23 protein-coding genes are annotated in these 23,350 nt (G+C 58.4%); 14 read left to right on the forward strand and 9 right to left on the reverse strand.

Annotated features, from left to right (window positions below):
* Positions 1–21: 21 nt before the first annotated feature.
* Genes kdpE through kdpF form a run of 6 tightly spaced genes read right to left on the reverse strand, consistent with a single transcriptional unit; the run spans position 22 to position 7,807 of the window.
* Positions 22–699 (reverse strand): two-component system response regulator KdpE, encoded by a 678-nt coding sequence (kdpE, locus tag EAE_RS14320; RefSeq protein ID WP_015367692.1) that lies wholly within the window; start codon positions 697–699, stop codon positions 22–24.
* Positions 696–3,383 carry a two-component system sensor histidine kinase KdpD gene (gene kdpD / locus EAE_RS14325; protein ID WP_015704755.1) on the reverse strand — a complete coding sequence of 896 codons (2,688 nt, stop codon included), beginning with the start codon at positions 3,381–3,383 and terminating at the stop codon, positions 696–698. The genes kdpE and kdpD overlap by 4 nt, the downstream gene beginning before the upstream one ends.
* A 3-nt stretch (positions 3,384–3,386) precedes the next feature.
* Positions 3,387–3,959, reverse strand: a complete 573-nt coding sequence (kdpC, locus tag EAE_RS14330; protein ID WP_015367690.1) for a potassium-transporting ATPase subunit KdpC — start codon at positions 3,957–3,959, stop codon at positions 3,387–3,389.
* A gap of 10 nt (positions 3,960–3,969) precedes the next feature.
* Positions 3,970–6,018 (reverse strand): potassium-transporting ATPase subunit KdpB, encoded by a 2,049-nt coding sequence (gene kdpB, locus EAE_RS14335; protein ID WP_015704756.1) that lies wholly within the window; start codon positions 6,016–6,018, stop codon positions 3,970–3,972.
* A 20-nt stretch (positions 6,019–6,038) separates the two neighbouring features.
* On the reverse strand, positions 6,039–7,718 hold the full coding sequence (gene kdpA, locus EAE_RS14340; RefSeq protein WP_015704757.1) for a potassium-transporting ATPase subunit KdpA: 1,680 nt from the start codon (positions 7,716–7,718) through the stop codon (positions 6,039–6,041).
* Positions 7,718–7,807, reverse strand: coding sequence for a K(+)-transporting ATPase subunit F (gene kdpF / locus EAE_RS14345; RefSeq protein WP_020079348.1), 90 nt, complete (start codon positions 7,805–7,807; stop codon positions 7,718–7,720). Before kdpF ends, kdpA begins: the two co-directional genes overlap by 1 nt.
* 313 nt (positions 7,808–8,120) lie before the next feature.
* On the opposite strand from kdpF, the gene EAE_RS14350 reads away from it, so the two are divergent.
* Positions 8,121–8,327 (forward strand): DUF2517 family protein, encoded by a 207-nt coding sequence (locus EAE_RS14350; protein ID WP_015367687.1) that lies wholly within the window; start codon positions 8,121–8,123, stop codon positions 8,325–8,327.
* Between the two features lie 179 nt (positions 8,328–8,506).
* Positions 8,507–9,916 carry a deoxyribodipyrimidine photo-lyase gene (phrB, locus tag EAE_RS14355; RefSeq protein WP_015704758.1) on the forward strand — a complete coding sequence of 470 codons (1,410 nt, stop codon included), beginning with the start codon at positions 8,507–8,509 and terminating at the stop codon, positions 9,914–9,916.
* Positions 9,917–9,919: 3 nt separating this feature from the next.
* Here phrB and dtpD read toward each other — a convergent pair whose 3' ends face one another.
* Positions 9,920–11,398: a dipeptide permease DtpD gene (dtpD, locus tag EAE_RS14360; RefSeq protein ID WP_015704759.1), complete on the reverse strand. Its 1,479-nt coding sequence runs from the start codon at positions 11,396–11,398 to the stop codon at positions 9,920–9,922.
* Positions 11,399–11,666: 268 nt separating this feature from the next.
* On the opposite strand from dtpD, the gene ybgI reads away from it, so the two are divergent.
* From ybgI to nei, 8 genes are all read left to right on the forward strand, one after another.
* On the forward strand, positions 11,667–12,410 hold the full coding sequence (gene ybgI, locus EAE_RS14365) for a radiation resistance protein YbgI (protein WP_015367684.1): 744 nt from the start codon (positions 11,667–11,669) through the stop codon (positions 12,408–12,410).
* Positions 12,411–12,424: 14 nt separating this feature from the next.
* Entirely contained in the window at positions 12,425–13,081 is a 657-nt protein-coding gene (gene pxpB, locus EAE_RS14370) for a 5-oxoprolinase subunit PxpB (protein ID WP_015704760.1), read from the forward strand.
* Entirely contained in the window at positions 13,075–14,007 is a 933-nt protein-coding gene (gene pxpC, locus EAE_RS14375; protein ID WP_015704761.1) for a 5-oxoprolinase subunit PxpC, read from the forward strand. The genes pxpB and pxpC overlap by 7 nt, the downstream gene beginning before the upstream one ends.
* On the forward strand, positions 13,997–14,740 hold the full coding sequence (pxpA, locus tag EAE_RS14380) for a 5-oxoprolinase subunit PxpA (RefSeq protein WP_015704762.1): 744 nt from the start codon (positions 13,997–13,999) through the stop codon (positions 14,738–14,740). Before pxpC ends, pxpA begins: the two co-directional genes overlap by 11 nt.
* Before the next feature lie 73 nt (positions 14,741–14,813).
* Positions 14,814–15,539 (forward strand): DUF969 domain-containing protein, encoded by a 726-nt coding sequence (locus EAE_RS14385; RefSeq protein ID WP_015704763.1) that lies wholly within the window; start codon positions 14,814–14,816, stop codon positions 15,537–15,539.
* Positions 15,536–16,531 (forward strand): DUF979 domain-containing protein, encoded by a 996-nt coding sequence (locus EAE_RS14390; RefSeq protein WP_015704764.1) that lies wholly within the window; start codon positions 15,536–15,538, stop codon positions 16,529–16,531. Before EAE_RS14385 ends, EAE_RS14390 begins: the two co-directional genes overlap by 4 nt.
* 9 nt (positions 16,532–16,540) lie before the next feature.
* Positions 16,541–17,185, forward strand: a complete 645-nt coding sequence (pcp, locus tag EAE_RS14395) for a pyroglutamyl-peptidase I (protein WP_015704765.1) — start codon at positions 16,541–16,543, stop codon at positions 17,183–17,185.
* A gap of 15 nt (positions 17,186–17,200) precedes the next feature.
* Positions 17,201–17,992 (forward strand): endonuclease VIII, encoded by a 792-nt coding sequence (nei, locus tag EAE_RS14400; protein WP_015704766.1) that lies wholly within the window; start codon positions 17,201–17,203, stop codon positions 17,990–17,992.
* 100 nt (positions 17,993–18,092) lie between these two features.
* Here nei and gltA read toward each other — a convergent pair whose 3' ends face one another.
* Together gltA and EAE_RS25575 are read right to left on the reverse strand one after the other, a co-directional pair.
* A complete protein-coding gene (gene gltA, locus EAE_RS14405) occupies positions 18,093–19,376 on the reverse strand; it encodes a citrate synthase (protein WP_015367676.1) in 1,284 nt (427 codons plus the stop codon).
* Between the two features lie 183 nt (positions 19,377–19,559).
* On the reverse strand, positions 19,560–19,691 hold the full coding sequence (locus tag EAE_RS25575) for a hypothetical protein (protein ID WP_418268990.1): 132 nt from the start codon (positions 19,689–19,691) through the stop codon (positions 19,560–19,562).
* 324 nt (positions 19,692–20,015) lie between these two features.
* On the opposite strand from EAE_RS25575, the gene sdhC reads away from it, so the two are divergent.
* From sdhC to sdhB, 4 genes are read left to right on the forward strand one after another with little or no spacing between them, the layout of a single operon-like run.
* Positions 20,016–20,420, forward strand: a complete 405-nt coding sequence (gene sdhC / locus EAE_RS14410; RefSeq protein WP_020079340.1) for a succinate dehydrogenase cytochrome b556 subunit — start codon at positions 20,016–20,018, stop codon at positions 20,418–20,420.
* Positions 20,414–20,761, forward strand: coding sequence for a succinate dehydrogenase membrane anchor subunit (gene sdhD, locus EAE_RS14415; RefSeq protein WP_015367674.1), 348 nt, complete (start codon positions 20,414–20,416; stop codon positions 20,759–20,761). The genes sdhC and sdhD overlap by 7 nt, the downstream gene beginning before the upstream one ends.
* Positions 20,761–22,527: a succinate dehydrogenase flavoprotein subunit gene (gene sdhA, locus EAE_RS14420; RefSeq protein WP_015367673.1), complete on the forward strand. Its 1,767-nt coding sequence runs from the start codon at positions 20,761–20,763 to the stop codon at positions 22,525–22,527. Before sdhD ends, sdhA begins: the two co-directional genes overlap by 1 nt.
* A 15-nt stretch (positions 22,528–22,542) precedes the next feature.
* Complete coding sequence (sdhB, locus tag EAE_RS14425; RefSeq protein WP_008805686.1) at positions 22,543–23,259, forward strand: succinate dehydrogenase iron-sulfur subunit SdhB; 717 nt, start codon at positions 22,543–22,545, stop codon at positions 23,257–23,259.
* Positions 23,260–23,350: the final 91 nt, after the last annotated feature.

The raw sequence follows: 23,350 nt of genomic DNA on the forward strand, positions 1-23,350 counted from the left end.
GGGGTCATTGATTTGTTTCCTTCAAGGCATAAAGCGATAGCCAATACCGGTTTCGGTCAGCAGATGCTGCGGCCGCGCCGGGTCAGCCTCCAGTTTTTGCCGTAAGTGCCCCATATAAATCCGCAAATAGTGACTGTGCTCCACGGCGTTAGGTCCCCATACCTGATTCAGAAGCTGGCGCTGGGTAAGCACTTTGCCCGGATTGTTCAGTAGCGCCGCCAGCAGGCGAAACTCGATGGGCGTCAGATGAATTTCTTCACTGCCGCGCATGATACGGCGGGCGGGGATATCGACGCTAATATCGGCAAAATGCACCACCGGCTCATCGGCCTGCGCGCTGCCGTGACGGCGCAGCGCGACGCGCAGCCGCGCCTGCAGTTCGCCTATGCCAAACGGTTTACTCAGGTAGTCATCGGCGCCAGCGTCAAGGGCGGCGATTTTGTCATGCTCTTCGCTGCGTGCCGACAGCACGATAATCGGCATCTGGCTCCACTGGCGAACTTCACGGATAAAATCATTACCGTCCCCGTCCGGCAGGCCAAGATCGAGGATCGCTAAATCCGGTTTGCGGGTGGCGGCTTCGATGAGCCCCCGCTGCAGGGTTTCGGCTTCAAATACGCGCATACCGTCGGCTTCCAGCGCGGTGCGCAGAAAGCGGCGGATAGCGTGTTCGTCTTCGATGATTAAAACGTTAATCACATGTCCTCGGTTAACTCTTCCAGTTCTGGGGGCGATTCTCGCGGCAGTGTAACACGGAAACAGGCTCCGCCCTCCGGACGGTTGCTGGCGGTAATGCTACCGTCGTGCACCTCGACAATGGCCTGGCAAATCGCCAGCCCCAGACCGACGCCGGGGATAGCCGATTCTTTATTACCACGCGCGAACTTATCAAAGATAGCTTGTTCCTGGCCTGCCGGGATCCCCGGACCATTATCCCAGACTTCAATGATCAACTGCTGCCTATCCGCTTCGGCGTGAATGCCAATCTGCGCCTGCGCGCCGGCGTATTTATGCGCGTTTTCCAGCAGGTTGATCAGCACCCGCTCAAACAGCGGGCCGTCTACGTGGACCAGCAGTAGCGGGTCCGGCAGCGACAGCTGGATGTGCTGGCCGCCAAGCCCTGGCTCCAGCATACGCAGGGCGCTACCGACTATCTCTTCGAGGGTTAACCACTCTTTATGCAGATTAAAGCCGCCGGACTGAATACGCGCCATATCCAGTAAATTATTCACCAGCCGGGTGGTGTTGAGCACGTGCTGGCGAATTTCGTTGGCCTGCGGCGCGTGCTTCGAACCTTCGCTGGCCAGATCGAGGGTCAGGATCTCCGCCTGGCCGAACAGGACCGTCAGCGGCGTCCGCAGATCGTGGGAGAGGGCGGCCAGTAGTGAGTTGCGCAGGCTTTCGCGTTCGCTGGTCAAGCGCGCCTGCTCTTCGCTGGCGGTCAGGGTCAGACGTTCAAGGGCGCTGGCCACCAGCAGGGTAAAGGTTTCCAGCAGCCGTTGCTGTTCGGGGATCATCAGCTGACGCAGATTTTCCGGTTCGACCAGCAGCAGTCCCCAGGTGCGGGCGGCGCTTTGTAGCGGCAGAATTTGATACGGCACGCCGGGGAGAGTGTCGGTACCGGCTCCGGCTGGCTGGCCCTTATCGAAGCTCCAGCGGGCAATCGCATCATCCCACGAGAAAACGCCGGATTGCTGGGTCATCGGCTGCAGCAGCCCGTTCTCATCTGGCAGCAGTAGTTGGCTGCGGGCCTGAAAGGTGGAGGTAATAAAGCGTTCGCTGGTGGCGGCGATATCTTCCCGGCTGCGGCCGACCGCCAGCGCTTTCGACATTTCATACAGGTGGCGGGTGCGCCGCTCGCGATAACGCGCCACCCGCGCCTGGTAACGCATCCCGGCGGTCAGGTTGCCGATCACCAGACCAACGGTCAGCATCACGCCGAACGTCAGCAGATACTGGACGTCGGAAACCGCCAGCGTGCCGCGTGGGGCGACAAAAAAGAGATCGAAGCTAATGACGTTGATAAAGGTCGCCAGCACCGATGGCCAGCGGCCATACAGCAGGGCGATAATCACCACGCCCAGTAGATAGAGCATCACCAGGTTGGCGGCTTCGAAGGCCATCAGCCACTGCATGGCGACTACGGTGATAATGGCGCACAGCGCCACGGCCAGCAGGCAGCCCTTCAACTGCTGGCGCCATTTGTCGAGCGCCGTACGATTGTCGTTCGCGCGGGCGGGCAGGGAGGCCGGTTTTTCATCCAGCGCGATCACCACCAGATCGAGGTCCGGGGCGCGACGCGCCAGACGGTCGGCAAACCCGGCTCGTTCCCACCAGCGGCGCTCTCCCTGGCGGCCAATCACAATTTTGCCGAGGTTGTGCTCGCGAGCGTAATGCAGCACCGCTTTTTCTTCCGATGGGTCGGAGAGGGTGGCGGTCTCGGCGCCTAACTCTTGCGCCAGCTTCAGCGCGGCGAGGATCGCCCGCCGCCTGGCCTCCGGCAGTCGGTGCAGCGCGGGCGTTTCTACATAGACCGCGTGCCAGACGCTGCCGAGCCTGGCTGCCAGCCGGGCGGCGGCGCGAACCAGTTTTTCACTGCCGGTGTTGTGGCCGATGCACAGCAGAATGGCGTCGCGGGTGTGCCAGACTTTTTCCTGCCCCTGGCGGTCGCGCCAGGCGCGCATTTGCTCGTCTACCCGGTCGGCGGTACGGCGCAGCGCCAGCTCGCGCAGGGCGATCAGATTACCTTTGCGGAAGAAGTTTTCGATGGCGCGTTCGGCCTGGCCGCCGATGTACACCTTGCCCTCATTCAGGCGCTGGCGCAGATCGTCCGGCGGCAAATCCACCAGAACGACATCATCGGCGGCGTCAAAGAAGGGGTCGGGGACGGTTTCGCGTACCTGCACGCCGGTAATACCGCTGACCACATCATTGAGGCTTTCAAGATGCTGGACGTTGACGGTGGTGAAGACGTCGATACCGGCTTCGAGCAGTTCTTCGACGTCCTGCCAGCGTTTCGGGTGGCGCGAACCCGGCGCGTTGCTATGCGCCAGTTCGTCCACCAGGATCAGCGCCGGGCGGCGGGCCAGCGCGGCATCGAGGTCAAACTCATGGACGTAGCGTCCGCGATGGGAAATGCGCTTTTGCGGGAGGGCGCTAAGCCCCTCCAGCATGGCGGCGGTATCTTTGCGGCCGTGGGTTTCCGCCACGCCGATCAGAATATCCAGCCCCTGAGCGCGCAGCCGCTGCGCTTCCGCCAGCATAGCCCAGGTCTTACCCACCCCGGCGCAGGCGCCGAAAAACACCTTCAGCTTGCCGCGATGCGGCGCAGCGGTTTGTTGCAGCAGACGGTCGGGGTCCGGGCGCAGCGGCTCGTCACTCATTGATTAATCCTTCAGGGCATCCAGCGCCATATTCAGTTGCAGTATATTTACCACAGGTTGACCGAGAAAGCTGAGCAACGGTTTTTGCGTTGCCTGATCCACTAACTGTTTCACCTGCGCATCGCTAAGATTGCGCGCTTTGGCGACGCGCGGTACCTGCCACAGCACCGCGGCAGGGGTCAGGTTGTTATCCAGCCCGCTGGCCGATGCGGTCACCAGCTCGACCGGCACCGTCGGATTCGCTTGCGGGTTAGCGGCGCGTAACGCCTCTACCCGTTCGCTAATCGCTTTATCCTGCGCCGGATTGCTGACCGCCAGGTTACTGCCGCCAGAGGCCAGCGGATTATCCGCCACCTCTGCCGTCGCGGAAGGGCGTCCATGGAAATAACCGGCGGCGGTAAAGTTCTGCCCGATCAGAGCGGAGCCGCGCACCTCGCCGTCGATCTGGATCAGCGAGCCGTTAGCCTGCTGCGGGAACCACCAATGCCCTAAGGCGGTAGTCAGCAACGGATACAGGCCGCCAGTGAGCAGGGTTAACAGAATAAATAGCACAAATGCCGGACGAATTAATGACATGGTAGTTTCCTCACACCAGACCGGTCAGGGTCAGCAACAGGTCGATAGCTTTAATACCGACAAACGGCACAATCAGCCCGCCGAGGCCGTAAACCCACAGGTTGCGGCGCAGCATCGCCGATGCCGACAGCGGACGATAGCTCACGCCCTTCAGCGCTAAAGGGATCAGGCAGACGATAATCAGGGCGTTGAAAATAACCGCGCTCATGATCGCCGAAGAGGGCGAGTGCAGATGCATCACGTTCAGCATCGCCAGCTGCGGATAGGCGGCGGCGAAGGCGGCCGGAATAATCGCGAAATACTTGGCGACGTCGTTGGCGATACTGAATGTGGTTAACGACCCACGGGTCATCAGCATCTGTTTACCGATATGCACCACTTCAATCAGCTTGGTCGGGTTCGAGTCGAGATCCACCATATTGCCCGCCTCTTTTGCTGCCTGGGTGCCGGAGTTCATCGCGACCGCCACATCAGCCTGCGCCAGCGCCGGGGCGTCGTTGGTACCGTCACCGGTCATCGCCACCAGCCGTCCTTCCGACTGATACTGGCGAATCAGCGCCAGCTTGGCTTCCGGCGTCGCTTCGGCAAGAAAATCATCAACCCCCGCTTCGGCGGCGATGGCGGCGGCGGTCAGACGGTTATCACCGGTGATCATCACCGTCTTAATGCCCATTTTGCGCAGCTGGGCGAAACGCTCTTTAATGCCGCCTTTGACGATATCTTTGAGCGAAATAATGCCCAGCACGCGTTCGCCTTCCGCCACCACCAGCGGCGTGGCCCCCTGGCGGGCGACCTCTTCTACCTGCTTATCGACATCGGCCGGGAAGTGGCCGCCGTTAGCTTCGATATGGCGGCGAATCGCGTCCACCGACCCTTTGCGGATCATGCGTTGGTCGATGTTGATACCGCTCATACGGGTCTGGGCGGTAAAGGGGACAAATGTGGCGTGCAGCGACTGCAGGTCGCGTTCGCGCAAATTAAAGCGCTGTTTCGCCAGTACCACGATGCTGCGGCCTTCCGGCGTTTCATCCGCCAGCGACGACAGTTGGGCGGCGTCGGCCAATACGCGCTCTTCGACGCCGCGAGCCGGCAGGAAAGCCGAGGCCTGACGGTTGCCGAGGGTGATGGTGCCGGTTTTATCCAGCAGCAGTACGTCGACATCGCCGGCGGCTTCCACCGCGCGGCCGCTGGTGGCGATAACGTTGGCGCCGAGCATTCGGCTCATCCCGGCGACGCCGATAGCGGAGAGCAGGCCGCCGATGGTGGTCGGGATCAGACACACCAGCAGCGCGACCAGCACGGTAACGCTAACCGCATTACCGCTCCACGCCGAGAAGGGCCAGATGGTGGCGGTGGCCAGCAGGAACACCAGCGTCAGGGCGATCAGCAGGATCGTCAGCGCGATTTCGTTTGGAGTTTTACGGCGCTGCGCGCCTTCAACCATAGCGATCATCCGGTCAAGGAAGGTTTCGCCAGGGTTGACGCTGCAGCGGATCACCAGCCAGTCAGAGAGGATCCGGGTGCCGCCGGTGACCGAGGCGAAATCGCCGCCGGACTCGCGGATCACCGGCGCGGATTCCCCGGTGATGGCGCTTTCATCTACCGAAGCGCCGCCTTCGATCACTTCGCCGTCGCAGGGGATAATGTCGCCAGCTTCGACCAGCACGATATCGCCTTTGCGTAACTCTTCCGCCGGGACGTGATCCATCGGAGCATCGTGCTGCGGCGCGCGCAGCTTACGGGCGAAAGCGGTTTTCTTCACCCCTTTCAGGCTGTTGGCCTGCGCTTTACTACGGCCTTCGGCCATGGCTTCGGCGAAGTTGGCGAACAGTACGGTAAACCATAACCACAGGCTGACGGCGGCGGTAAAGCCGGCGTGACCCGTGAGGTACCCCCCGGCCATGGCCATCGCCAGCAGGGTGGTCAGCACGCTGCCAATCCAGACGATAAACATCACCGGGTTACGCCACTGCACCGAGGGGCTGAGTTTTTTCACCGCATCCAGCAGCGCCTGACGCACTAGCGTCGGCTCCAGCAGGGCTAATTGTTTGCGACTCATAACAGGCTGCTCCGCATCGCTTAAAGTAAAGAGAAGTGTTCCGCCACCGGGCCGAGCGCCAGTGCGGGGATAAAGGTCAGGGCGCCGACCAGCAGGACGGTGCCGATAAGCAGGCCGATAAACAGCGCGTCGTGGGTGGCGAGCGTGCCGGAGCTGGCGGGCTGAATTTTCTTATTCACCAGCGACCCGGCAATCGCCATCACCGGGACGATCACCCCGAAGCGGCCCACCAGCATGCAGAACGCCAGCAGCAGGTTCCAGAATGTCGTGCCGGCGCTTAAGCCGCCGAAGGCGCTGCCGTTGTTGTTGGCCGCCGAGGTGACGGCGTACAACACTTCGCTAAAGCCGTGCGGCCCAGGATTCAACATGGCGCTGCGTCCGGCTTCGGTCATCATCGCCAGCGCGGTGCCGACCAGTACCAGCGTCGGGGTCACCAGAATCGCCAGCGCGATCATTTTCATTTCGCGCACGTCGATTTTCTTGCCGAGATATTCCGGCGTGCGGCCAATCATCAACCCGGCGATAAATACCGCCAGCATGACGAACAGCAGCATGCCGTATAGCCCGGAGCCTACGCCGCCGAAGACCACCTCGCCAATCTGCATCAACCACATCGGCACCATACCGCCCAGCGCGGTGAAGGAATCATGCATCGCGTTGACCGCGCCGCAGGAGGCCGCAGTAGTGACCACCGCAAACAGGCTGCTGGCGAGAATGCCAAAGCGGCTCTCTTTCCCTTCCATATTCAGGCTGCTGTCGGCGCCAAGGCTGAGCAGATGCGGATTTCCGCGGGTTTCCGCCCACATCACCACCGCCACGCAGACCACGAAAATCAGCGCCATCGCCCACAGGATGGCGCGTCCCTGACGGCGATCGCCGACCGCTTCGCCAAAGGCAAAACACAGCGCCGCCGGGATCAGGAAGATCGCCAGCATCTGCACCAGGTTGGTTAACGCCGTCGGGTTCTCAAACGGATGCGATGAGTTGGCATTAAAGAAACCGCCGCCGTTGGTACCAAGCATTTTGATCGCTTCCTGCGAGGCGACCGGTCCCATCGGCAGCCACTGGCGAACGCCTTCCAGGCTGGTGAACGGCTGATAAGCCTGCAGGTTCTGCGGCACGCCCTGTTGCACAAAGAACAGCGCGATCAGCAGAGAAAGAGGCAGTAGCAGCCACAGCGTAATGCGGGTCAGGTCGACCCAGGCGTTGCCGAGGGTGCTGACTTTCTGTCGCGCCCAGGCGCGGGTCAGCACGAAGATCACCGCAATACCGGTCGCGGCCGACAGGAAGTTTTGCACCGCCAGGCCCACCATCTGGCTGAGATAGCTCATGGTGGTTTCCCCGGCGTAGGCCTGCCAGTTGGTGTTGCTGACGAAACTGACCGCGGTATTCAACGCTAAATCCCATGACAGGCTGGGGAAGTGCTGCGGATTGAACGGCAGCCACCCCTGGCACATCAGCAGCGCCATCAGCGCCGCGAGACCAATGGCGTTAAACAGCACAATGGCGATCAAGTACTGCCGCCAGTCCATCTCCTGGCGGCGAATCCCCGCCAGCCGCCAGATACCGCGCTCAACGCCGGCAAGCCCCGGGAGCGGAACGTCGTTTATCATTCGCGCCAGCAGCGAACCGAGTGGCCGCGCCAGCACCAGCAGTACCAGCAGGAAGCTGGCGATAAGTAAGAACCCTTGCGCGGCCATCAGAATGCCTCCGCATGTATCAGGGCATAGACCAGATACGCCAGCAGCAGGAACACCAGCGTTACGCCGGCAATGATGCCTGTAGTCACTTTCCACCTCCGGGTGTGTCTCTTATTGATATACCGAGAGGGTAGGAATTTCGGCGCAAAGATTTCGCAAAAATCGCCGCGGGCGGTGTAAAAAAAGTATAAAAATGGCTAAAGGCACAATTTAACTAATGGTTAGTATTAATTTAACTTTTTTGTAACCCAGTTACGCCGTGAATGTAAATTAAGTATAAATAAGTGCTTTTTAGTGGTCGGATGAGTAGTAAAATTACAACCAGCGCGGTACTATTTGTGCAGACAAACATTGTGACATTTACCGGCGTTGCTTGCCGGCCTGACAAAGGGGAGAGAAATTATGGCGTTGTACAAAGCTTATCCTGCTCACATTATCCTGATGCGTCGCGCTTTCGCCGTCGTGGCCGGGGTCGCTGCGCTGCCGGTAATGCTGTTCTGGAAAGATCGCGCCCGTTATTACAGCTGGCTGCATCGGGTATGGGCGAAAACCAGCGAACAGCCGGTATGGATGGCGCAGGCGGAAAAAGCCGCGCATGACTTCTACTAAATCCGCGCTGCTGCGACGAATATCAAAACCGCCGGTTGACGACCGGCGGTTTTTTTTCGTCTGCTGTCTACACTTAGCTTTCACGCGCCGTGGCAGAATTGGCAGGTGCGTATTTTACCGCAGCGCGCTATTTTGCCGGCCTGAGTGCTGAGTTTTGCTTACGGAGAGTGAGGAGTTTTATGGCCACCCATTTGGTCTGGTTTCGCATGGATTTACGCCTTAACGATAATCTGGCGCTGGCCGCCGCCTGCCGCGAGCCGCAGGCGCAGGTGCTGGCGCTGTATATCGCTACGCCAGAACAGTGGCGCCAACATCACATGGCGCCGCGCCAGGCGGCCTTTATCGCCAGCCATTTACGCAGCCTCCACGCGGCGTTGGCGGAACGCGGTATTCCGCTGCTGGTTGAAGAAGCGGACAATTTCGCCGCCAGCATCGAGCTGCTGACGCGCATCTGTAAACAGCACCAGGTTAGCCATCTATTTTATAATTATCAGTATGAGTTTAATGAGCGCCAGCGCGACGCCGGTGTTGAGAAAATCCTGAAAGAAGTCACCTGCCAGGGGTTTGATGACAGCGTGCTGTTGCCGCCGGGCAGCGTGATGACCGGCAACCGTGAGATGTATAAAGTCTTTACGCCGTTTAAAAATGCCTTTATCCGCCGCCTGCGTGAAGGGCTGCCGGAGTGCGTGGCGGCGCCGAAACCGCGCCAGTCAGCCATCCGACAGGCCTCGCCGCTGCCTGAGATCAACTATCCGCAAACGCCGTTCGACACCGATCTGTTCGCGGCGGATGAAAAAACGGCGCTGGCTCGATTGCGCGCGTTTTGTCAGCAGCCGGCGGCGGATTACGACCAGCAGCGCGATTTTCCGGCGATAGAGGGAACCAGCCGGCTATCGCCGTGTCTCGCGGTAGGCGTACTGTCGCCGCGCCAGTGCCTGCATCGCTTGTTACGGGAGCAGCCCGGCGCGCTGGATGGCGAAGCGGGCGCAAGCTGGCTGAACGAGATTATCTGGCGCGAGTTCTATCGTCATCTGATGGTTTACTACCCGAAACTGTGTAAAGGCCGGCCGTTTGTCGCCTGGACCGACAAGGTCGCCTGGCGCAGCAATGAGGATGAACTGCAGGCCTGGCAACAGGGGCAAACCGGTTTCCCCATCGTCGATGCCGCCATGCGGCAGCTTAACGCCACCGGCTGGATGCACAATCGCCTGCGGATGATTGTCGCCAGCTTCCTGGCGAAAGACCTGCGCCTCGACTGGCGGCAAGGAGAGCGCTATTTCATGAGCCAACTGATCGACGGCGATTTGGCGGCCAACAACGGCGGTTGGCAGTGGGCGGCCTCGACCGGTACCGATGCAGCCCCTTATTTTCGTATTTTCAATCCGACGACCCAGGGCGAGAAATTTGATAAGCAGGGCGAGTTTATTCGCCGCTGGCTGCCGGAACTGGCTGAAGTGCCAGAAAAAGCGCTGCATCAGCCGTGGCTGTGGGCGGATAAACAGGGGGTAACGCTGAGGTATCCGCGCCCGCTGGTTGACCATAAGCAGGCGCGGCTGGAGACGCTGGCGGCCTGGGAAGCCGCCAGATAGTTTCTATTCTACCGCCAGTTGGCGGGTTTTGACCTTCACGGAGTGATACAGCCAGATGACCAGCACCAGGCCGACGCAGGCCAGCGCGCCCCAGGTGATCTGGCTGAAGACGTCGATGTAGGCTTCAATCGAATAGTTAACCGCGCCCGCGGCATCAAACGACGCCTGCGACGTCTGGTCGGCGATGACGCCGGCCAGATAGTTGGCGATCGCCCCGGAAAGCAGCATATAGATACCGGTCAGCACCCCGGTGACGCCGGGGATTTCGATCCGGGTGATTTGCGACATCGCAACCGGGTCGATAAACAGTTCGGCGAAGCCCATCACCGCCAGCCCCAGTACCATCAGCGGCATGGAGGAGTGGCCATAAGCGGCCGACCAGCGGGCGCTTAAAGTCAGAATGCAGAACCCGGCGCTCATTAGCCCCAGACCGAGGGCGAATTTCCCCCAGATACGCACGGTGCGGTTGCCCTTGATGTTCTCTTTGACCAGCCATGCCAGCACCATACCGCAGAGCATTACCGCGAAGGCGTTAACCGACTGGAACATCGCGGTTGGTACTTCATAGCTCATGACGTGGCGGTTCACGAAGCGGTCGATATACAGGCTGATGGAGCTGCCGCCCTGCTGGGCAAAGGCCCAGAACAGCAGGCTAAAACCGGTGAGGACGATAATCAGACGCAGCTCTTTACGCTGTTTGTCGTTCTCCGCGCGCAGGTAAATACGCGCCAGTACCGCCAGGCCAATCACCGTCGCGACGATCAGCGCATACACCGACCACTCCTGCCAGAACAGCACGGTAATCAACAGCGGCGTCGCCACCAGCAATACCAGCAGCCAGCCCCAGTTCGGCAGGAGGAAGGTCCGCGCGCGCAGTGCCTCGCGGTTAACGCCGGTGGTATGGCGGAAGTGGCGACCGCCGCAGAGGAAGATCACCAGACCGGCAATCATACCGACTGCCGCCAGCGCAAAACCCATCGCCCAGCTGTACTCTTCCTGCACGTAGCCGCAGGCGATAGGCGCGATGATCGAACCAATATTTCCCGCGGCGTACATCAGCGAGAAGCCGCCATCGCGGCGCGGATCGGTCGGCTCATACAGTTCGCCAAGCAGGCAGCTGACGTTGGATTTAAACAGCCCGTAACCGCAAACGATAATCGCCAGCGATAAATAGAGGAAGGTGGGGGCGATTTCGCTGGCGCCGAGCACCAGGTGACCGATAGCCATGAGTAGCGCCCCGAGCATCACCGCCATGCGGTTGCCGAGCAGTTTGTCGGCGAGGAAGCCGCCGAGAATAGGGGTGACATAGACCAGGGAGCAGTAGGCGCTAAAAAGGGTATAAGCGTGGTTATCGTCGTACTTGAGCTGGTTGGTGAGGTACAGGATTAACAGCGCCCGCATGCCGTAAAAACTGAAGTATTCCCAAATTTGCAGCGCAACGACGTAATAAATCGCCCGTGGCTGTGAAGTTTGTCTGTTCATGTAACGTTCATTTCCTGGCCGTAAAACGAAAGTCGATCTTTCTGCATGAATAGCGTTTGTTTGGTGTTATTCATGGCCTAAATGGCTTTCTGGTTATTTAATATGCTTTATAAGTGCATAAATATACACTAATGCGCGGTGAGGGGAAGAGGCAATTTGGGCGATTATGCGAATGGCTGAAATAGACCCTTTGGCGTCGCTATCGACGACTCGGGCGGATGTGGTTATGTTATAGGTTTGTACAAACTGATTTTCTGATGGAGCGGCAATGAAAAATAGCGAACTGGAACAATTAATTAACGAAAAACTGAATAGCGCGGCCATCAGTGATTACGCCCCGAATGGCCTGCAGGTCGAAGGGCGGGAGTCGGTGCGGAAAATCGTTACCGGCGTGACCGCCAGCCAGGCGCTGCTCGATGAAGCCGTGCGTCTGCAGGCGGATGCGGTGATTGTGCATCACGGCTACTTCTGGAAAGGCGAGTCGCCGGTGATCCGCGGCATGAAGCGCAATCGGCTGAAAACGTTGCTGGCCAACGATATCAACCTTTATGGCTGGCATTTACCGCTGGATGCGCATCCGGAACTGGGCAATAACGCCCAACTGGCGCAACTGCTGGGGATCAACGTGATGGGGGAAATCGAACCATTGGTGCCGTGGGGCGAGTTATCGATGCCGGTATCCGGGCTGGAACTGGCCTCGTGGATTGAAGCGCGATTGGGACGTAAACCGCTGTGGTGCGGCGATACCGGGCCGGACAAAGTCGCCCGCGTCGCCTGGTGTACCGGCGGCGGCCAGAGCTTTATCGATAGCGCGGCCCGCTTTGGCGTCGATGCCTTTATTACCGGCGAAGTGTCTGAGCAGACCATCCATTCCGCCCGTGAGCAAGGGTTGCATTTTTATGCCGCCGGCCATCATGCCACCGAGCGCGGCGGTATTCGCGCCCTGAGCGAGTGGCTGACGGAAAATACCGACCTGGACGTCACCTTTATTGATATCCCTAACCCGGCCTGATGAGAGAGAAAAAAGTGCAGCGAGCGCGTTGTTATCTATTAGGTGAAACGGCGGTGGTCCTGGAGCTTGAGCCTCCGGTGACCCTGGAGAGCCAAAAACGTATCTGGGGCCTGACGCAGCGGTTAACCGACCACGAAGAAGTGGTTGAAGTGATACCGGGGATGAACAACATCACCGTTGTACTGCGCCGCCCGCAGGAGATGGCGTGGGAGGCGATTGACAAGCTGCAACGCTGGTGGGAAGAGAGCGAAGCGCTGGAGCCGGAATCCCGTGAGATAAGTATCCCGGTTATCTATGGCGGCGAGGCGGGGCCAGACCTTGGCGACGTCGCGCGCCATTGCGGATTGAGCGAAAAGCAGGTGGTCGAACTTCACTCTTCGGTGGAGTACATGGTGTGGTTTCTGGGTTTCCAGCCGGGGTTTCCGTACTTTGGCGGCCTGCCGGAGCAGCTGGCGATGCCGCGTCGCGCCGAGCCGCGCGTACTGGTACCGGCGGGATCGGTTGGTATCGGCGGATCGCAAACCGGTATTTATCCGCTGGCGACGCCGGGCGGCTGGCAGCTACTGGGGCGCACGCCGCTGGCATTATTCGATCCAAAGCGTGAAGAGCCGGTGCTGCTGCGTTCTGGCGATCGCGTGCGCTTTGTGCCGCAGAAGGAGGGGGTATGTTGAAATTTATCCGCGCCGGCATGTACACCTCGGTACAGGATGGCGGCCGGGAAGGCCAGCGCCAGTGGGGAATTAGCCGCTGCGGCGCGCTGGATAAACCGGCGATGACCATTGCCAATCTGCTGGTGGGCAATGCGCCGGAGACGGCGGCGCTGGAAATTACGCTGGGTCAGGTCGATGTACAGTTTACCCGCCATTGCTGGTTCGCGTTGACCGGTGCCGCCTGCGAAGCGACGCTCGACGGCGCGCCGGTCTGGCTGGGCTGGCGAATGGAAGCGAAGGCCGGGCAGCGGCTGGTGCTAAAAAATCCTCAGCATGGGATCCGCAGCTACCTGGCGGTGGCGGGCGGTATCGACGTTCCTGAAGTTTTAGGTTCCCGCTCTACCGATCTGAAAGTCGGTATCGGCGGAATCGAAGGGCGCCGGTTGCAGGATGGCGATCAATTGAAGATTGGGAAATCCTCCCGCCGCTTTAGTGCTTCGCGCGGCGTTAAACAGCTGCCGATAGGCAATATTATTCGCGCGCTGCCGGGGCCGGAGTATCACGAATTCGACAGCGTGTCGCAGGAGTCTTTCTGGCGCTCGCCGTGGAAGCTGAGCCCGCAGAGCAACCGTATGGGCTACCGCCTGCAGGGTCAGCCGCTCAAGCGCACAACCGACCGGGAAATGCTCTCCCATGGCCTGCTGCCCGGCGTGGTACAGGTACCGCATAACGGCCAGCCGATTGTGTTAATGAACGATGCGCAGACCACCGGCGGCTATCCGCGTATAGCGTGCATTATTGAAGCCGATATGTACCAACTGGCGCAAATTCCGCTGGGTCAGCCGATCCATTTCGTCCCCTGTTCGCTGGAAGATGCGCTGAAAGCGCGCGCCGACCAGCAGCGTTACCTTGAACAACTGGCCTGGAGATTAAGCGATGAAAATTGATTTAAATGCCGACCTCGGCGAAGGCTGCGCCAGCGATAGCTCGCTGCTGCAGCTGGTCTCTTCCGCCAATATCGCCTGCGGCTTTCACGCCGGCGATGCGCTGCTCATGCAGCAGTGCGTGCGCGAGGCGCTGAAAAATGGCGTCGCTATTGGCGCGCACCCAAGCTTCCCGGACCGGGAAAATTTCGGCCGCACCGCGATGCAGTTACCGCCAGAGACGGTTTATGCCCAGGTGCTGTATCAAATTGGCGCGCTGGCGGCAATCGTGCATGCTCAGGGCGGCGAGCTGCGGCACGTCAAACCGCATGGCATGTTGTATAACCAGGCGGCGAAAGAGCCGGCTTTGGCCGATGCCATCGCCCGTGCGGTGCGCGATGCCGACGCCGGGTTGGTGCTGGTCGGGCTGGCGGGGAGCGAGCTTATCCGCGCCGGACAGCGCTATCAGCTGACGACGCGCCAGGAAGTCTTCGCCGATCGCGGTTATCTCGCCGACGGTAGCCTGGTGCCGCGCAGCCAGCCGGGCGCGCTGATAGAGAGCGAAGAGCAGGCGCTGGCGCAAACGCTGGAAATGGTGCAGCACAATCGGGTGCGCAGCCTGAGCGGCGAATGGGCGCATGTGAAGGCGGAAACGGTCTGTCTGCATGGCGATGGTGCTCATGCGCTCGATTTCGCCCGACGCCTGCGCGCCGCGTTTGCCGGGCGCAATATTGACGTCAGCGCGGACATCGATTAATCGTCCGCCTGAGTATTTTAATAATAATTAAATCAAATAACTAACAACACTCACAACTGAACAGGACGTTATTATGCAAGAGGCGATATCCCTCTGGCCGCTGATCGGCATTGCCGTGATTGTGGTCGGTTTTGTATTACGCTTTAACCCGGTGCTGGTGGTGATAATCTCCGGGATCGTCACCGGCGTGGCGGCGCATATGCCAATAGCCACTATTCTGGAGAAACTGGGCGAGGGCTTCCTTAATACCCGTAATCTGCCGTTTATTCTGCTGTTGCCGCTGGCGGTGATCGGGCTGCTGGAGCGCCATGGTCTGAAAGAGCGGGCGCAGGCGTGGATCGCGAAGATCCATAGCGCGACCGCCGGACGTCTGCTGATCGTCTATCTGTTTGTGCGCGAAGCCACCGCCGCCCTGGGATTGACCAGCCTCGGCGGGCATCCGCAAATGGTGCGCCCGCTGCTGGCGCCAATGGCGGAGGGGGCGGCGGAAAAGCGCTTTGGCCCGCTGCCGGGTCATGTGCGCTACCGCCTGCGCGCGATGTCGGCGGCGACCGACAACGTCGGGCTGTTTTTCGGTGAAGATATTTTTGTCGCCTTTGGCGCGATCATCTTCATGCACAACTTTATGCTGGAGTCGGGCGGGATCCAGACGGAACCGTTGCATATTGCCCTGTGGGGGATCCCGACGGCGATCTGTGCCTTCCTGATCCACGCCGCGCGCCTGTGGCGCCTCGATCGCCATCTCCAGCGTGAGCTGGACCGGGTTAACGCCGGGCAGGCGAAAGGCGGTGCGGCATGAACTTCCAGCAAACGTATTTATACTGGCTGGCCGGCGCGGTACTGCTGGTCGTGGCTATCATGTCCTGGCGCGACAAAAGCAATCCGCGGCGTCTGACAACCGGCCTGTTCTGGGGCCTGTACGGGCTGGTGTTCTTGCTCGGCGACTGGACGTATCAACTGGTGGGCGATAAGCGCACGGTGAATATCGCCGTTGGCGGGGTGGTGGTGGTACTGGCGCTGATCGCCGGTTTTGGCGGCGTGCGCTTCGGCAGCTACCATCAGCGTAGCCAGGAAGAGAAAACCGCCAGCGCGAAACGCCTCGGCAACAAACTTTTCTATCCGGCGCTGGCGATTCCGGTCGTCACCGTCATTGGCGTACTGCTGTTTAACAATCTGCCTTCATGGCAGGTGGCGCTCTTCGGGCCGGGCAACCACGCGACGCTGATTACCCTGTTCTCGATGACCGTCGGTACGCTGATTGGCCTGGCGATGGCGATTCGTATGACCCATGAAACGGTGGCGCAGCCGATGCAGGAAGCGCGCCGTTTGCTTGATTCCGTCGGCTGGGCCTTTATCCTGCCGCAGATCCTCGCGGTGCTGGGGCTGCTGTTCACCACGGCGGGTGTCGGAACCAGCATTTCGTGGCTGACCGAGCACTATCTGGCGGTAGATAACCGTTTTATCGCCGTGGCCGTGTACGCCATCGGCATGGCGGTGTTGACGATGGTGATGGGCAATGCCTTTGCCGCTTTCCCGATTGTGACAGCCGGGGTTGGCATTCCGATTTTAGTTCTGCAGCACGGCGGCAATCCGGCGGTAATGGCGGCGATTGGTATGTTTTCCGGCTACTGCGGCACGCTGATGACGCCGATGGCGGCAAACTTTAATATCGTACCGGCGGCGCTGCTGGAACTGCCGGATAAAAACGCGGTGATTAAAGCCCAGGTACCGACCGGTATCCTGCTGCTGATCGTCAACGTATTTTTACTCTATTTCCTGATGTTCCTGTAAGGAGGGATGATGGCTGGCGTATTAATTACCGGTTTTGAGCCGTTCGGCGGCGAAACGGTTAATCCTTCATGGGAAGTGGTTAAGCAGCTTGATGGCATGATTATTCGTGGGCAGCAGGTGGTGGCTAAACAGTTACCTTGCGTGTTCGGCGAGGCGCTAACGGTGCTGAACGCCGCGCTGGAAACCTATCAACCGCAGCTAACGATTGCCGTCGGGCAGGCCGGAGGCCGTGTCGATATTACCGTCGAACGTGTGGCTATCAACGTCGATGATGCGCGGATCCCCGACAATAAAGGCCAGCAGCCGATCGATGAGCCGATCGTCGCTGACGGCCCCGCGGCATGCTTCAGTACGCTACCGATCAAAGCGATCGTTAGCGCGTTGCGCCAGCAGGGGATCCCTGCCTCGGTGTCGCAAACCGCGGGCACCTTCGTCTGCAATCACGTGATGTATGGTTTGCTGCATCAGCTGCAGGGAAAAAGCGGGCAGAAGGGTGGTTTTATCCATATTCCTTATCTACCTGAACAGGCGGCGGCCCATCCGGGGCAGGCGAGTATGTCGGTCGAGACGGTACGCGCGGCGCTGGAAACGGCGATTGCCGTCGCCCTTGAACAGGATGACGACGTCAAAATTGGCGGCGGCGCCACGCACTAACAGAAGGACGAAACTATGCCTGAAGGCCCGGAGATCCGCCGCGCGGCGGATACCCTGGAGGCGGCTATCAAAGGCGAACCGTTAACCGAAGCCTGGTTCGCCTTTCCACAGTTGCAACCTTATCAAAATCAGCTAATTGGCCAGCGGGTGACCCATATCGCCACCCGCGGCAAGGCCCTGTTAACCCACTTCTCCGGCGGATTGACGTTGTATAGCCATAACCAGCTGTATGGCGTCTGGCGCGTGGTGGATGCCGGCGTTGAGCCGCAATCGAAGCGCGTGCTGCGCGTCAGGTTACAGACCGCACGCAAGGCGATTTTGCTCTATAGCGCCTCCGAGATTGAGATACTGACGGCGCAAGAGCTGGCCCATCATCCATTTTTACAACGGGTCGGGCCGGATGTGCTGGATATGACGTTAACCGCCGGGCAGGTCAGAGAGCGGCTGTTATCGGCGAAATTTCGCAATCGCCAGTTTTCCGGCCTGTTGCTGGACCAGGCGTTTCTCGCCGGGCTCGGTAACTATCTGCGGGTGGAGATCCTGTGGCAGGTGGGGCTGACCGGGCAGCATAAGGCCGCCGAGCTCAATGACACGCAGCTCGATGCGCTGGCGCACGCGCTGCTGGATATCCCGCGCCTTTCTTACCGCACTCGCGGGCAAGTGGATGAAAACAAACATCATGGCGCGCTATTCCGCTTTAAGGTTTTTCATCGCGAGGGTGAGGCCTGCGAACGCTGCGGCAGTATCATTGAGAAAACCATGCTGTCATCGCGACCCTTTTACTGGTGCCCTGGCTGCCAGCACTAACGCCAGTTGTTGAGTGATTCAAATTTTTTTGTACGCTTAAATAAAAAAAAAATCGGGGAAGGTCCCCGATTTTTTTTTGCTAACCCCAACAGGGTTGAAATTACTTCTTGAGATCGGACTTGAAATCGCGCTTCTGGTAGCCGGTATACAGCTGACGCGGACGGGCAATTTTCATACCGTCGCTGTGCATTTCGTTCCAGTGGGCAATCCAGCCGACGGTACGCGCCATCGCGAAGATGACGGTAAACATCGAGGATGGAATACCCATCGCTTTCAGGATGATGCCGGAGTAGAAATCGACGTTCGGATACAGTTTCTTCTCGATGAAGTACGGGTCGTTGAGCGCGATATGCTCAAGTTCCATCGCCACTTCCAGCAGATCGTCCTTGGTGCCCAGCTCTTTCAGTACTTCGTGGCAGGTTTCACGCATTACGGTGGCGCGCGGATCGTAGTTCTTGTACACGCGATGGCCGAAGCCCATCAGGCGGAAAGAGTCATTCTTGTCTTTCGCGCGGCGCACGAATTCCGGAATGTGTTCAACGGAGCTGATCTCTTCCAGCATTTTCAGCGCGGCTTCGTTGGCGCCGCCGTGCGCCGGCCCCCACAGGGAGGCGATACCCGCAGCGATGCAGGCGAACGGGTTAGCGCCGGAAGAGCCAGCGGTACGCACGGTAGAGGTTGAGGCGTTCTGTTCGTGGTCAGCGTGCAGGATCAGGATACGGTCCATCGCGCGTTCCAGCACCGGGTTAACCTCATAGGTTTCGCACGGCGTGGAGAACATCATATTCAGGAAGTTACCCGCGTAGGAGAGATCGTTGCGCGGATACACGAAAGGCTGGCCGATAGAATATTTGTAACACATCGCTGCCATGGTCGGCATTTTGGACAGCAGACGATAGGCGGCGATTTCACGGTGACGTGGGTTATTTACGTCCAGGGAATCGTGATAGAACGCCGCCAGGGCGCCGGTAATACCGCACATCACCGCCATCGGGTGAGAGTCGCGGCGGAACGCGTGGAACAGACGGGTAATCTGCTCGTGGATCATGGTGTGGCGGGTAACGGTAGTTTTGAATTCGTCATACTGCTGTTGAGTCGGTTTTTCGCCGTTCAACAGGATGTAGCACACTTCAAGATAATTTGACTCGGTAGCCAGCTGATCGATCGGGAAACCGCGGTGGAGCAGGATCCCTTCATCGCCGTCGATAAAAGTAATTTTAGATTCACACGAGGCTGTTGAAGTGAAACCGGGGTCGAAGGTGAAGACACCTTTTGAACCAAGACTACGAATATCAATAACATCCTGACCGAGCGTGCCTTTTAGCACATCAAGTTCAATAGCAGTGTCACCACCCAGGGTGATTTTTGCTTTAGCATCAGACATTTATGGTCTCCTTAGCGCCTTTTATTGCTTAAGACTGCCGGGTGGTGGATTTGCATTCGGCCCGAACCTGACTACGTTACCAGATTGTTATGTTGCTCACAGCTCTGTGTCGCGAAAATTGCAGGGTACAGAGCGCAGGCGCTTGATGGTACGTCTTCAGCCCGGGAGTGAAACGGCAGCAAATCAGCGTTTTAGCAGCCCGAATATTAAAACCTGTATACCACTAATAACTGTCCTGATTACATCGGTCAATACCATCACACTGTTACATAACTTATTCTCAGGTGAAAGAGTGACCCCATAACTTTTGGGCATTATTGCATTAATCTAGTAATGGTTGTAACAAGAATGTTTAATATTTGTCAAATCAGGTGATTAAAATTTAAAATAATGTTGTAATCGTGACCTTGATCACTGTTCCGGACAAAACCCGACAAACTATATGTAGGTTAATTGTAATGATTTTGTGAACGGCCTATACTGCCGCCAGGTCTCCGGAACACCCTGCAATCCCGAGCCACCCAGCGTTGTTTGGTCACGCTTTTACTCCTGGAAAGGGGTTTTAACATGACTTCTGGTTATAGAAAGGACGCTGTCTGACCCGCAAGCAGACCGGAGGAAGGAAACAATAAGAACAGCATGTGGGCGTTATTCATGGTAAGAAATGTGAAAAAACAAAGACCTGTCAATCTGGATCTACAAACGATTCGATTCCCAATCACGGCGATAGCGTCCATTCTCCATCGCGTATCCGGTGTGATCACTTTTGTGGCGGTCGGTATTCTGCTTTGGTTGCTGGGCACCAGCCTTTCCTCTCCGGAGGGCTTCCTGACGGCCGCCTCCATCATGAATAGCTTCTTCGTGAAGTTCATCATGTGGGGCATCCTCACCGCGCTGGCTTATCACGCCGTTGTCGGTATCCGCCATCTGCTGATGGACTTTGGCTATCTGGAAGAAACCCTCGAAGCAGGGACACGCTCCGCCAAAATTTCTTTTGTTATTACTGTCGTGCTTTCACTTCTCGCAGGAGTCCTCGTATGGTAAGCAACGCCTCAGCACTGGGACGCAACGGCGTACATGACTTTATTCTGGTCCGTGCTACCGCCATCGTTCTGACCCTCTACATCATCTACATGGTTGGCTTCTTCGCCACCTCCGGTGAGATCTCCTGGGAAATCTGGACCGGATTCTTCTCCTCCGCGTTCACCAAAGTCTTTACCCTGCTGGCTCTCGTTTCCATCCTGATTCACGCCTGGATCGGTATGTGGCAGGTGTTGACGGACTACGTTAAACCACTGGCCGTGCGCTTAGTTCTGCAACTGATTATCGTTGTGGCGCTGGTGGCTTACGTTCTTTATGGATTTGTTGTGGTGTGGGGTGTGTAATGAAATTGCCAGTCAGAGAATTTGATGCAGTTGTAATTGGTGCCGGCGGCGCAGGTATGCGCGCGGCGCTGCAGATTTCCCAGAGCGGACAGACCTGTGCGCTGCTCTCTAAAGTTTTCCCTACCCGTTCCCATACCGTTTCCGCGCAGGGTGGCATCACCGTTGCGCTCGGTAATACCCATGAAGATAACTGGGAATGGCACATGTACGACACCGTGAAAGGGTCGGACTATATCGGCGACCAGGACGCCATCGAATATATGTGTAAGACCGGCCCGGAAGCGATTCTTGAGCTGGAACATATGGGTCTGCCGTTCTCCCGTCTTGATGACGGCCGTATTTATCAGCGTCCGTTTGGCGGCCAGTCGAAAAACTTCGGCGGCGAGCAGGCGGCACGTACCGCGGCGGCGGCCGACCGTACCGGTCACGCGCTGCTGCACACCCTGTATCAACAGAACCTGAAAAACCACACCACTATCTTCTCCGAATGGTATGCCCTCGATCTGGTGAAAAACCAGGACGGCGCGGTGGTCGGTTGTACCGCTCTGTGCATCGAAACCGGTGAAGTGGTGTACTTCAAAGCTCGCGCTACGGTGCTGGCGACCGGCGGTGCAGGCCGTATTTATCAATCCACCACCAACGCCCACATCAACACCGGTGACGGCGTCGGTATGGCTCTGCGCGCGGGCGTTCCGGTGCAGGATATGGAAATGTGGCAGTTCCACCCGACCGGTATCGCCGGGGCAGGGGTACTGGTCACCGAAGGTTGCCGCGGCGAAGGCGGTTACCTGCTGAACAAACACGGCGAGCGCTTTATGGAGCGTTATGCGCCGAACGCGAAAGACCTGGCGGGTCGTGACGTGGTGGCGCGTTCCATCATGATCGAAATCCGCGAAGGCCGCGGCTGCGATGGTCCGTGGGGCCCGCACGCCAAGCTGAAACTGGATCACCTGGGTAAAGAAGTGCTGGAATCCCGTCTGCCGGGCATTCTTGAACTTTCTCGTACCTTTGCCCACGTTGACCCGGTTAAAGAACCGATTCCGGTTATCCCAACCTGCCACTACATGATGGGCGGTATTCCGACCAAAGTAACTGGCCAGGCGCTGACCGTGAACGAGAAGGGCGAAGATGTGGTGATCCCGGGCCTGTTCGCCGTTGGCGAAATCGCCTGCGTATCGGTACACGGCGCCAACCGTCTGGGCGGCAACTCGCTGCTGGACCTGGTGGTCTTCGGCCGCGCGGCGGGTCTGCATCTGCAGGAATCCATCGCCGAGCAGGGCGCGCTGCGCGCTGCCAGCGAGTCCGATGTCGAAGCTTCCCTGGACCGCCTCAACCGTTGGAACAACACCCGTTCCGGCGAAGATCCGGTTGCTATCCGTAAAGCGCTGCAGGAATGTATGCAGCATAACTTCTCGGTCTTCCGTGAAGGCGACGCGATGCACAAAGGTCTGGAAAAACTGAAAGAGATCCGCGAGCGTCTGAAAAATGCGCGCCTGGACGACACTTCCAGCGAGTTCAACACCCAGCGTGTCGAGTGTCTGGAGCTGGATAACCTGATGGAAACGGCCTATTCCACGGCGGTATCCGCAAACTTCCGTACCGAAAGCCGCGGCGCGCATAGCCGCTTCGACTTCCCGGAACGTGATGATGAAAACTGGCTGTGCCATTCCCTGTATCTGCCAGAGTCGGAATCCATGACGCGTCGAGCGGTCAACATGGAACCGAAACTGCGTCCGGCATTCCCGCCGAAGATTCGTACTTATTAATGCGGAGACAGGAATATGAAACTCGAGTTTTCAATTTATCGCTATAACCCGGATGTTGACGACGCTCCGCATATGCAGGATTACACCCTCGAAGCGGAAGAAGGTCGCGACATGATGTTGCTGGATGCGCTTATCCAGCTGAAAGAAAAAGATCCGTCGCTGTCGTTCCGCCGCTCCTGCCGTGAAGGGGTGTGCGGTTCCGATGGTCTGAACATGAACGGTAAAAATGGTCTGGCGTGCATCACGCCGATCTCCGCGCTGAATCAGCCGGGTAAGAAAATTGTTATCCGTCCGCTGCCTGGATTGCCGGTTATCCGCGATTTGGTGGTAGACATGGGGCAATTCTACGCACAATATGAGAAGATCAAGCCTTACTTATTGAATAATGGGCAAAATCCTCCGGCTCGCGAGCATCTGCAGATGCCTGAGCAGCGCGAGAAACTCGATGGTCTGTACGAGTGTATTCTGTGCGCATGTTGTTCGACCTCTTGCCCGTCGTTCTGGTGGAACCCGGACAAGTTCATCGGCCCGGCAGGCCTTCTGGCCGCGTATCGCTTCCTGATCGACAGCCGCGATACCGAAACCAGCGAGCGTCTGGAAGGTCTGAGCGATGCTTTCAGCGTATTCCGCTGTCACAGCATTATGAACTGCGTCAGTGTGTGTCCTAAGGGATTGAACCCAACGCGCGCTATCGGCCATATTAAGTCGATGCTGCTGCAGCGCAGCGCGTAAGTTGTTTTCGTTGCCGGATGGCGACGTAAACGTCTTATCCGGCCTACAGGATCGTATCTTGTAGGCCTGATAAGCGAAGCGCCATCAGGCA

Origin of the sequence: Klebsiella aerogenes KCTC 2190 (assembly GCF_000215745.1) — a bacterium.
In the GTDB taxonomy this organism is placed as follows: Bacteria; Pseudomonadota; Gammaproteobacteria; order Enterobacterales; family Enterobacteriaceae; genus Klebsiella; species Klebsiella aerogenes.